We start from the raw sequence: 11,479 nt of genomic DNA, 5'->3' as shown, positions 1-11,479 counted from the left end.
ATCAGGGATGAAAGAACTTCATCAATGCTTTTGCGTCTTCCTCGCTGAGGTTTGCGCGTACCCGCATGTGCCGAACAACTGTGCTTGAGATACGAGGCGAGAACCCATCCGGAGGATTGTGGCAGCGCGAGCAATTCTGCTCGAAGACGCGCTGGCCTTCATTGACCTTCGGAGCTTTATGAACTGCGGTCTGCGTGGGTGTTTTGGTCTGCGTAGAAGTCTGAGCAACCGCGGTGGAAGCCAATAGTGCCATTGTTGCGAGCGCAAGTGTTCTCATCTACTTCTTTCCTTTCCACGCGGGAAACAGGAAGCGATACACAATTCCCGTCTGCCAGATGTTGACGTTGCCCTGATATGCGAACTGTCGCGAATAGCTGCTAATAATGCGCGCGTTGTGCGGCAGGTTATAGTCCAGGCCGAAGTCGGCTCGATTGGTATTTTTGAAAGGAAGTGTGTCACTTACGATCGTGTCGCGGCGCCATGTCTGCTGCATGCGGAACACGGGTTCAAATCCACCGAGCCATGGCGAAATCTGTGCGAGACGCGTGGCGCGATAGTCGAACTCAACCCAATAGCCCTGCGCGTGATGTCCACGGGCGAATTCTCCACGCATACGGAGGTTTGTGTTCACCGGCTCCCACCACAGGTGTCCGCCGTAGAAATTTTCGTGCGTTCCCTGTAGCACCCTGCCATAACTGAGGCCGATCTCAAGCCGTTTCTCAGGCAGATAGAGACTGGATCGCCCGCCAAACGCGCGTTGCGCTGTGAACTGTTCGTTGCCTGAACGCGCCGAGTAGTATGCGGCGTAGTCAATGGAGTACTTCTTGCGCGAAACCGCAGAACCACGCAGCTGTCCGCCCAGACCGGAGCCCGATCCCATATTGCCAAGACTGCCAATCAGTGGACCACTTTGAAAATTTCCGATCCAAAGCGGCGATAGCCTTTCGTTGTATGTGCCGAAGGGGATGAGGTAGCTGCCCGCCACCAGCGTCATGTGTTTGTTGAGAAATATGTCCGCTTGCGCGTATGTGAAAGATGCAAAGTGAGCGTGATCGTATCCCTGTGTGCCAGGTGTGTGAAAGAAGTCCTCACCAATGGCCGCGCGCGACTCAATCTGTACTCGCTTGCCAATAGGGGCCATGATAAGCGGTTCGATGAGCGGGAGATATGTTGTGTTTCCGCCGTTGGTGCTGCTGAAGAAACCCATTCCGCCAGAGATCAGCGGCGTTTCTTGCGCATGCAGCGGTACCACGGACGCTGCAAGCAAGAGTGTCGCGACGGGGGAGACGAGAACGTACCATTTCGTCCATTGCATGGTGACACAGTAGAGTGTCTGTCGATTGCGTATGTCCTCAATCAGTCAGGTCTTTGTAAGTACCTTGTCACCGAGCGGAAAAAGACAAGAGTGTCTCATGTCACCGACATGTCACCACGAGCTTGCAGATAGCAACAATGCAATGACATTAAGCTGACAGCCACATGACAAGCACAACTGAGAGCGTGACCTACTCTCTGGTTCGTGATGCAAGCGCCTTCTCAATTGGACCGTGAGTTCTCAGCGTCGATGGTTGCTGGACATTCGACACCTGCCTTGCGGCATCTCGCGTCGCGGCCGTTGTCGCCAATCCTGCAGCAGCGGTTGCTATTGCTGAACACTGTCTGCGATCCAACGACAACCGTTCAGACGCTGCAGACGTGGCAACCGCGGCGATGGAAACAACATCTGCGTTGGCTTGATGTTGGCGGTATTGCATTGACCCTGCACGACGCGATGCTGGGGCAGGAAATGGAAACCGTTATTCCAGCAGAGATTCGATCGAGATGGCAGCGCGATCTTCAGAACAATGTGCAGCGAATGGAAGAATTGGCAGCCGAGGCGTGCGCTATTCATTCAGCATTTCAACGTGGCCACATCTGTTACGCCACACTGAAAGGATTCTCGTTGGCGCCGCTGTCTGTTCCTCGAATGGAATTGCGGTCGCAGGTGGATCTGGACTTCTTGGTTGCTGAGGACGACGTCCTCGGCGCCAAGCAATTGCTTGAAGCGCGTGGATATCACCTGCGCGCAGTGAGCGGTCGAAGCTGGGAGTTCAAAGCGAATGAGAGTGCCGTGCTGGGTTGGCGAGACCAGTATCAACCCACTGCTGCGCGCATTGTTGAATTGCATGTAGAGGCTCGCGACGCGGCACATCCGCTTCTGCCGCGCATTCGTTGGCAGCGATTTCAAGATGTGGATATGCCTGTCCTGCATCCGGCTGATCTGTACTTGGGGCAGGGGCTTCATCTTTTCAAGCACATTCATTCGGAGTTCTTCCGCGTCGCGCATTTATTGGAATTCCGTCGGCATACTTTGGCGCGCAAGAACGAACGATCCTTTTTCGAAGATGTGCGTCAGGCGGCTGCGGATCATCCGCGAGCAGTGCAGGGGCTTGCTGTTGCCATTGCCGTGGCAGAAAGCGCAACGGGTCCTTTCGCCCCTCGCGATTTACAAGCCTGGACCACGGATAAGATGCCGCGGGGAGTGCGTCGATGGGTGCAGGAATACGGCCCAAGGTCCAGTGCTGCTATGTTTCCGGGCAGCAAAAACTATTTGTTGTTGCAGCGCGAACTTGAAGTAGCCAGCGTGACGCCGCGACGCACGGTTCATCACTCGCTGCTTCCACGTGCTTTGCCGCCAGCAATTATCGCGCCCAGAGAGCAAGAGCCATTACGCGAAACATATCTGCGGCATCGCTTGCAGATATGGTTTCTGTTCTTCCGCGCGCGCTTTCATCTCGTAGAGGGATTGCGCTATCTGTATGAGGCACGGCGATGGAATCGGGGAAGCTTGTTCCTACTTGTAATTGTGCTTTTGATGTTTTGCGGCCCCGCACAGGCCCAACAACAACCGACGGATCAAAGTCCTCTGCTATACGGTCCCCCATCGGTAGCACAGGATGCACAGACGACGACATCCACGGTGCAGCCCCGCCGCACAACAGATGTTTCCGCTCCCTCGCAGTACGTGCCGGATACAACAACGTTCACTCCGCGCGATTCATCGTCCAGCGCGACACAAATCATTTCCTTCCTGCAGAACACACCCGATGCGCTGATCGAAGTGAAACAGTTGCTAAGTGATTTTGCAGGACAGCAGGGGCAGCCGACTTCTCCCGACAGTATTACGGATGAACAGGTTTACAGCCGCATTGCAACGAATGCGGACTTTCGCAGAAATGTCGGTACGTTTCTGCAGGCGCGTGGCTTCACGGTGGACACCATTGAGGAGCCTGAAGACCCTTCGATCCCAGCTTTGAACCAGTCCAAGGTATCGAGCCTTGAGAGTCCTGATCGAACTATTCAGCGCCCTGTTCCGGCAAAGAAGGAGACGCCGGAGCCGTCCACAGAGCCGCGCGTCCTGAATCGTCCCACGCCGTATAACTTGCGATCGCTGCACGATCTATATACGCAGGTGACGGACCTTAATGGGCCGTTGAAGCGCTTTGGCGCGGATATGTTCCTTCGTCGCGATCTTGCGACGGTGCGCGCTATGGGGGCTCCAACTGCGACTTCATTGCCCGCTGATGACAACTACGTCCTGGGGCCGGGTGACAGCGTTTCGATACAGATGTGGGGCAGCAACACACAAACACTCACGCGTACTGTGGACCGCGATGGCAATCTCAATCTTCAGGATGCTGGTCAGGCTCATGTTGCAGGAATGAGCCTCAGGCAGGCACAGGAGACTGTTGCCAACCTGATGCGACCACAGTTTCGTGATGTGCGGGTGTCGCTCTCGCTCGGGAAGCTACGCAGTGTACGCGTGTATGTCGTTGGAGACGTTCAACGGCCTGGGGCTTATGAACTGAGTGCGCAGTCTACGGTCATTAGCGCGCTGTATGCAGCGGGTGGGCCGACGGCTGTTGGGTCGCTTCGTGTGTTACGTCACTATCGCGGCACGTTGTTGCTGGGAGAGATCGACCTCTACGATTTTCTGCTGCATGGCACCCAAAGTGAAGAACGCCTTCAGTCGGGCGATACGCTGCTGGTGCCTCCAGCAGGACCACAGGTGGCCGTGTCCGGCGCGGTCAAACGCCCCGCGATCTATGAGCTGAAGGGAAAGACCTCGCTAGCCTCTTTGCTTGAAGACGCGGGTTCACCGACAGTAACTGCGGAGCTCACACACCTCACGGTCGAACGTGTGCGTCCCAACACACAAAGAGAAACCATCGACCTGGCGTTGCAAGATGGGAGTTCGAGTGAGCAAACACATAGTGCGATAGAACACTTTGTCGTGCAGGATGGCGATGCCGTTCACGTTACTCCGATCGAGGCATACAGCCGGCATGTTGTCTATCGCGAAGGCCACGTGCTTCATCCTGGCCGCGTTGCGTGGCATGACGGTATGCGGCTTCGCGATGTTCTTCCGTCGTATCGTGACATGTTGCCGGAGCCAGCAGACCGTGGCGAGATCATTCGTCTTGTGCCACCGGATCTGCATGTGGAGACGATCGAATTCCACGTTTCGGACGTGATGATTGGAAATGAAAATCCTGCGCTGCAGCCGCTGGATACGATCCGCGTACAAGGTCGCTACGATGCTGATGCACCCAAGGTGTCAGTGGATGGTGAAGTACTGCGTCCGGGAACTTATCCGTTTTCGCAGGGCATGACCGCGGCGCAATTGGTTCGCATGGCAGGCGGATTCACGCGTGGTGCGTTACTCACCTCGGCCGATCTTTCGAGTTACACCGTGGTGGGAGCGACACGCGTTCGGGACGAACAGACTACCTTGCGCATTGGGGACGCTGTCCTTCGCAGTGATCTCGAAGCGGATGTTGCCTTGAAACCGGGAGACACACTGAATGTCCATCGTCTCACTGGTTGGGACGATATCGGCGCTTCGATCGAAGTGGTGGGCGAGGTGGCACATCCTGGTCACTATGGCTTCCGGCAGGGCGAACATCTCAGTTCGATTCTGAAGCGCGCCGGGGGCTTTCTGGAGACGAGCTACTCCGACGGTGCTGTGATGACGAGACCGGATGTAAAGGTCTTGGAAGAAAAGAGCAGGCAGGAGTTGATCCGGCAAATTGAAACAAGCGCCTCTGCTGCGCGTACATCGTCCACTGTGACGCCCGCCGATGGTGCAGCGCAACTTCAGTTGGTGCAGGCGCAGCAGGACCAGATCGTAGCGAGCCTTAAGAACCAGCCTGCGAGCGGACGTCTCGTGTTGCACATCAGCAACAACATCACCGAGTGGGAAAATACGCCCGCCGATATTGAGGTGCGCAAGGACGACAAATTAATGATTCCCAAGCGTCCTGGCTTTGTCTTGATAAGTGGGCAGGTCTACAACGCGTCCGCCATAGCCTTCACTCCAGGCAAGAGTGCGGATTGGTATTTGCACAAAGCAGGTGGCACGACCCAGGTAGCCAATAGGAAAGAGATCTTTGTCATTCGCGCCAACGGCTCAGTTGTGGGCCGTACCAGCGGCGGCGGACTATTTCATGACGATGTACTCGCAACGAAGCTCACCCCGGGTGATGTGGTTGTAGTTCCGCAGAAGATTATCGGAGCCTCGCTGTTCTGGCGCAATTTGCTAACGGTGGCGCAGATTTCCGCTTCCATTGCATTCACGGCAGCAGTGGCAGGTGTGCTGTGAGCGAGCTACGAACACACCCTCACACGGGCATCGAGCGCATTGAGTTTCTCTTCGAGCGTCGTGTGTTGTTGGGAAAAATTGGTGTGGTCGTTTTTGCACTTAGTCTGCTCACGGCGTGCCTGTGGCCCAAAACGTACACATCTTCTGCAAGCATCATGCCGCCGGGCAACGGCAGCGTGAGTGCCGCGATGTTTGCGGCACTTGCCGGCAGAGGTTCTGGAGGACTGAGCGGGCTGGGAAGTCTGGCAGGCAGCCTTCTGGGTGTTAACAACTCTTCGGCTATCTACATCGAACTTCTGCGAAGCGGCACGATTAACGGAGAGATTGTAGATCGCTTTGATCTGCAGAACGTGTATCACAAGCGTTATCGCGTGGACACACTGAAGACCCTGGCGCGCCATGTTCAGATACAAGACGACAAGAAGAGCGATGTCATCACGCTCGTGGTGGAGGACCATGACCCGCAGCGCGCACGTGACATGGCGGCTGCGTATCTGGATGGTCTCAACCGCCTACTGAACCGAACAAGCACATCGTCAGCCCGGCAGGAACGCATCTTTGTGGAACGCCGGTTGGTGCAGGCCCGGCACGATCTGGAGCAGGCACAGCTTGCGTTAAGCGAATTCTCCAGCACGCATGGGACGATCGATCTCAAAGAGCAGGCTCGTGCCGAGGTGACCTCCGGCGCAGCATTACAGGCGCAGATTCTGGTGGAAGAATCCAACATCAGTTCTATGCGCCAGATCTATGGCGATGGCAACATACGCCTGCGCGCTGCAGAGGCGCGTGCGTCCGCGTTGCGTGCCCAGTTGAAACGGATTGAGGGCAGCTCCGCCCCGCTTGCTGATATCTCAACGGACTCCATCTCCGACACGCCTGCGCCCTCATTGCGTCAGTTGCCTCGGCTTGCCGTCCCTTTTGCAGATCGGTATAGGGACGTGCAAATTCAGGAAAAACTGTTTGAGCTGCTGACAGAACAGTTTGAGATGGCCCGCATAAGCGAAGCGAAGGACGTCCCTGTTCTCAAGGTGATTGACTCTCCGGCGGTTGCCGAGAAAAAGTCCTTCCCACCACGTGCGCTAATGACACTGGCACTGTGGCTTGGCGTGATGTCGCTGGTGTGCTTTGGGCTGTTGCTGTTCGATCACGTGCAGGAGCATAGGCAGGACCCGCGCGTTCTACTCATGCGCCGCATCGCTTTCTCGCTAATTCCTTTATGGGGGCGGCGATGAAAGGTCAGATACAGAACGTGTTTTATGGCGTGCTGGACTATGTGGCGTTTCCGGCGGTGATGCTGCTCGTCGCTCCAATGCTGATGCGCAAACTCGGCGTGGACGGCTATGGTCTGTGGTCTGTCATGGCCGCTGTTGTAAGTGCTACCAGCATCATTGCGTCAGGATTTGGCGACGCTGCGATCAAGCAGGTAAGCCAGGATCGCGCGAAAGATCGATCTGCGGTGTCGGTTACAGTGCGAACACTATTCATGGTCAGCTGCGTTCTTGCCGCATTGTTTGTCTTGGCGATTGTTGCAGTGTCGCCATGGATTGCGATGCGGATAGCGCATGGCAACGCCCTTCTTCGCGTGGACTGTAGATACAGCCTGCTTCTGGTTGCTGTGTTGATCATGCAGCGCGCCATAGAGAGTACCTTCATAAGCACGCAGCGCGCTTATGAGCGCTATGGTGCTGCCGTCCGCATCAGCATCTTTGCCCGGATTGGTTCGCTGATTGCCGGAACATTGATGGCCAGCCTGTTTCCTCGAGTGTGGTGTGTGCTGCTTGTCACTGCACTGTGCAACGTCGCGGCGACCGTAGTGCAACACCGTCGCTTACGTGAGTTGCTCGATATGCAGCAGCTGCGTCCGCTTTGGAATGCGGACGCAATGATGCTTCTCTTCCGATTTGGAAAGTACAGTTGGTTGCTCGCATTGTCTGGAGTCGTTTTTAGCCAGCTGGATCGGCTTTTTCTTGGGATGTGGCTTGGTGCGCCAGTGATCGCTGCATATGCAATATGCGCACAGATTGCGCAACCCATCTATGGCGTTTCTGCTGCGGGTCTCCATTTTCTTTTCCCTTATCTTTCACATCGCGCCGCGGCGGGCTCGTCCGCAAACCTGGGCCGATCCATTGCGCTTGCGGCTGCAGCCAATATCCTCTTTGCCATCGTCGCGGGGCTCGTATTACAGACCGTTGGTTTGCGATTCCTTGCGCTCCTGGGTCGTTCTGGTCTGAATGGTGATTCGCGGCATCTGCTCGCGGCGCTGGTGTGGAGTTCATCGCTGCTCGCCATCAGCGTGGTCCCCACGTATGCGCTGTACGCATTGGATCGGGTTCAACTGGTCACACTTGCCAATGTACTGGGGGCCTTCGCCTGTATTGCTTGTATGGCCGCCCTTGGATCGCGCTTTGGAGTAACCGGAATCGCCTTCGCCAGACTTGCGTATGGATTCATTTGCATCCTGCTTTATCTGCCACTGTGGTACGCGCTCAAGCACAGAACATCCCCAATTCCTGCACTGCACGCAGTTTGCGAGGAAGTATGAGCGTCGAGGGAGTCATGTTCGTGGAAGAGTCGCGACGGGAGGCGCCTGCTCTCCCTTCCATTGCTCAATGGAGCGGGTTTTTGTATGCCGCGAGGGTGATGACAGTCTTACTAGCTGTACGACTGTTTGGCATGGAGGCGGAGACAGGCGTCGCCATAAGTCTCGTTGCGAGCTTTGGCTTGTTTCTAATGGGGCTCTTAACCGCGCGTCCGGCAGCGGTAATGACGCTTGCGGAATTGCGCACGACTTCGCCCGGCCGTGCGGTTCTGCTGTATCTGGTTGTAACAGGCACTAGCCTCATCTGGACGGTAGCAGCTTCCAAAGCCGCAGCGGCGGCATTCTGGCTGGCAATGATGTGCGATGTTGCCATCGTCGCTCTACAGGCTCGTCAGCATACTGCTACGGAAGTGGCGGATGCGGTATTTCGTGGCTTCGTGTATGGAACTGTCTTTGTCGCGGTCATCGCGTGGTTGTTACCCGCGCAAAGTGACATGCGGCTGGGCGATGAAGAATTGCTGGGACCGAATCAGATCGGCTGGCCCTGTGCTCTTGCGTTCTTTTTTGCGCAGTACCTTCTTCGCCGCCATATACAGAGACGATGGAAGGTCTGCCTTGTATTGTTTGGTGTCACGCTACTGCGCAGTCTTAGTAAAACGACGATTGTTGCGTTTGTGTTGGCACAGGGCTACTTGCTCCTGGTGAATTCCGGTCTGACACGTAAGGCTAAGGTGAAGATTCTCTGCCTGTGCATCGGCACTCTCCTGGTTTTCACACCGTTGTTGATCTCGTACTTCACTTCCTATGCAGACAGCACCTCAGCAGAATCGCTTACGGGGCGCATCGGCATCTGGACGTACATGCTTGCAGAAGCCGTGGAGCGCCCCTGGTTCGGGCACGGCTTTCACTCCGTGTGGAAGGTGATCCCGCCCTTCTATAGCAGCGGCTTTCAAGCACGCCACGCACACAACGAACTACTGCAGCAATTCTATGCATATGGTGCCATTGGCATCACCATGACAGTTGCAATCTACGCGACCATCGTGCGGTCGGTGCGCTCGCTGAGTGATGTCTCAACGAGACAGATATTTGCGGGGCTATTTCTGCTGACACTCATACGGGGATTCGCTGATACGGAAGCATTCGATCTCTCCTGGCCGCTGTGGCTTCTTGTCCTGCTGGGCGCACTGACGCTGGAGCAAATGAAAACAAAGGAGGTGATCCCGTGCGAGTTGTAGTTCCAGTCGTCTCGTCCGCGAACGCCATGTCTGGCGTAATGCGCCACGCCATCAATATGATTCGATCGCTGCTGCTGATCGAACAGGTAGAACACGTCCATGTGGTCGCGGGCCAATGGCAGCGGTATGTTTCGGAATTCCTTCCGGATCACCCAAAGCTTTCAGTGGAGATGGCCAGAATTCGCAGCGATATCTTCTCGCGCAACTTTTGGTACGCAGTGGAATTGCCCCGCACGGTGCGCCGATACAACGCAGATCTGGCGCACTACTCCTACCCCGCGCCATTGCAGCAAACGGCAATGAGCGTGCCTGTTGTAGTGACACTGCATGATCTGTATCCGCATGATTTGCCCGAAAATTTTGGGCCGATCAAGGCTTCGTTCAATAGGATGCTTCTTCACCACTGCCTTGTCTCAGCCGATGCGATTGCTTGTGTCTCGCATAGCACTCTGGATCGCCTTTCGCGTGTACATCCTCTGCTGTCGTTACGGTCTGCTCATGTGATTCCCAATTGTGTCTATGAAATGGACGCGAAAGCAAACGCGCCATCGGGCCTGAGCGACCCTTTTATGCTTTGCGTGGCACAGCACCGTCGCAATAAAAATCTGCTCGTATTGCTGCAAGCTTTTGTACGTCTGCGGTCGATGGTGAACGTCGATCCGCGGCTTCGATTGGTCATCGTAGGAATCGAAGGACCGGAAACGAATGCCATCAAGAGTTTTATTGACGAGCACAAACTGCGACAGCATGTGCTTCTGAAGAGCGGTCTCTCGGAGGGAAACCTTCGTTGGTGTTACCGCGAATGTCGAGTGCTGGTGGCGCCTTCGGTCGTAGAGGGATTCGGGTTGCCGATTGCCGAGGCTCTGCTCGAAGGATGTCGCGTGGTGTGTTCGGATATCCCGTCGTTCCGGGAAGTGGGGAGACGTCATTGTCGCTATGTGCATTTGGGTGACGATGCTGTTTCTCGTTTTGCCGACGCAATGTTTGAAGAGTGTAGTCAGCCAAAACCGGAAGCGGTGGCGCTGCCTCAGTACAGCCTCAAAACGATTGCGCGCCAGTACGCGGAACTATATGAGTCGGTATCGGTGCAAAACCGCCGCAAGATATCGAGAGAGTGCAATGCAGTCGAGCATGTGAAGGGACAGGTGGGGGTATGACAATGAATCGGAAAACTACAGAAGTGCTTGGCATACCAATTTCTGCCGCCAACTTCGCTCTTGCTTTGGATTGGACTGCGGAGGATCTGCACGCGAGGCGAAAAGGGTATTCATGTTTTGTGAGTGTCCATGGCCTTATGGAGGCCCTCCGCAGCGCTCCGTTCGGTCAGTGTTATTCCGAAGCATCGCTCTTGTTCCCGGATGGCGCACCTGTAGCGTGGGTTGGGCGTGGCCAGGGTGAGAAGCACATGGAGCGTGTGGCAGGGCCGGAGTTTATGTTGAAGCTCTTTGGCGATCCTCGTTTTCATGGCGCTACGCATTTTCTCTACGGCGGTGACGAAGGTGTAGCGGAACTTCTTCGGCAACGGCTTTCTGAACAATTCCCGCACGCGAAATTTGCGGGAACGTTCACACCTCCATTCCGTAACCTCACCACAGACGAGAGTGATGCATTGGTAGAGATGATCGCGCGTCTTAAGCCAGACATCATCTGGGTCGGCATCGGATGTCCAAAGCAAGAGTTGTTCATGCAGCAATTTCTGCCACGAATGGAGACGGTGCTGATGTTCGGCGTGGGTGCGGCCTTTGACTTCCACACGGGGCGGCTGAAGGATTCACCGCAGTGGATAAAGGATGCCGGGCTACAATGGGTGCATCGATTGGTGCAGGATCCGCGTAGGCTTTGGAGACGCTACATCATTAGCAACACACACTTTCTGCTCGCCCTACTGCGACAGAAGCTCTTCAAACAGACAGTGAAAGAACGGAAGCCGCGTCCCGCGCAGAATGAAAAGTATGGTGTGACAGAAGAAAGACATCCTTCTTACGGAGACGTGACAGCGACTTCTCCCAAGCGCATTACGGTTGGAGATGCCGGATCGGGAAGATAACGTTCCGCCTGAGG

The 11,479-nt window shown here is 55.6% G+C and carries 8 protein-coding genes; 6 read left to right on the top strand and 2 right to left on the bottom strand.

The features are described 5' to 3' along the window. Nucleotide 1: 1 nt before the first annotated feature. Together M504_RS05165 and M504_RS05160 are read right to left on the bottom strand one after the other, a co-directional pair. Complete coding sequence (locus M504_RS05165; RefSeq protein WP_047488749.1) at nucleotides 2–277, bottom strand: cytochrome c; 276 nt, start codon at nucleotides 275–277, stop codon at nucleotides 2–4. Continuing rightward, nucleotides 278–1,315, bottom strand: coding sequence for a hypothetical protein (locus M504_RS05160; protein WP_232296162.1), 1,038 nt, complete (start codon nucleotides 1,313–1,315; stop codon nucleotides 278–280). A gap of 249 nt (nucleotides 1,316–1,564) precedes the next feature. On the opposite strand from M504_RS05160, the gene M504_RS21720 reads away from it, so the two are divergent. From M504_RS21720 to M504_RS05130, 6 genes are all read left to right on the top strand, one after another. Beyond that, nucleotides 1,565–5,641, top strand: a complete 4,077-nt coding sequence (locus M504_RS21720) for an SLBB domain-containing protein (protein ID WP_198137526.1) — start codon at nucleotides 1,565–1,567, stop codon at nucleotides 5,639–5,641. Beyond that, entirely contained in the window at nucleotides 5,638–6,873 is a 1,236-nt protein-coding gene (locus M504_RS05150; protein ID WP_052200426.1) for a lipopolysaccharide biosynthesis protein, read from the top strand. The genes M504_RS21720 and M504_RS05150 overlap by 4 nt, the downstream gene beginning before the upstream one ends. Then, nucleotides 6,870–8,183, top strand: a complete 1,314-nt coding sequence (locus M504_RS05145) for a lipopolysaccharide biosynthesis protein (RefSeq protein ID WP_047488746.1) — start codon at nucleotides 6,870–6,872, stop codon at nucleotides 8,181–8,183. Before M504_RS05150 ends, M504_RS05145 begins: the two co-directional genes overlap by 4 nt. Then, nucleotides 8,180–9,418, top strand: coding sequence for an O-antigen ligase (locus M504_RS05140; RefSeq protein ID WP_052200425.1), 1,239 nt, complete (start codon nucleotides 8,180–8,182; stop codon nucleotides 9,416–9,418). The genes M504_RS05145 and M504_RS05140 overlap by 4 nt, the downstream gene beginning before the upstream one ends. Beyond that, nucleotides 9,406–10,575, top strand: a complete 1,170-nt coding sequence (locus M504_RS05135) for a glycosyltransferase family 1 protein (RefSeq protein ID WP_156993554.1) — start codon at nucleotides 9,406–9,408, stop codon at nucleotides 10,573–10,575. Before M504_RS05140 ends, M504_RS05135 begins: the two co-directional genes overlap by 13 nt. A gap of 137 nt (nucleotides 10,576–10,712) precedes the next feature. Further along, nucleotides 10,713–11,465, top strand: a complete 753-nt coding sequence (locus M504_RS05130; protein WP_198137525.1) for a WecB/TagA/CpsF family glycosyltransferase — start codon at nucleotides 10,713–10,715, stop codon at nucleotides 11,463–11,465. The last annotated feature ends 14 nt before the right edge of the window (nucleotides 11,466–11,479 follow it).

Source organism: Terriglobus sp. TAA 43, from assembly GCF_000800015.1.
Lineage (GTDB): Bacteria > Acidobacteriota > Terriglobia > Terriglobales > Acidobacteriaceae > Terriglobus.
The sequence above is the reverse complement of the archived record's forward strand: the minus strand, read 5'-3'. Positions and strand labels throughout refer to the sequence as shown.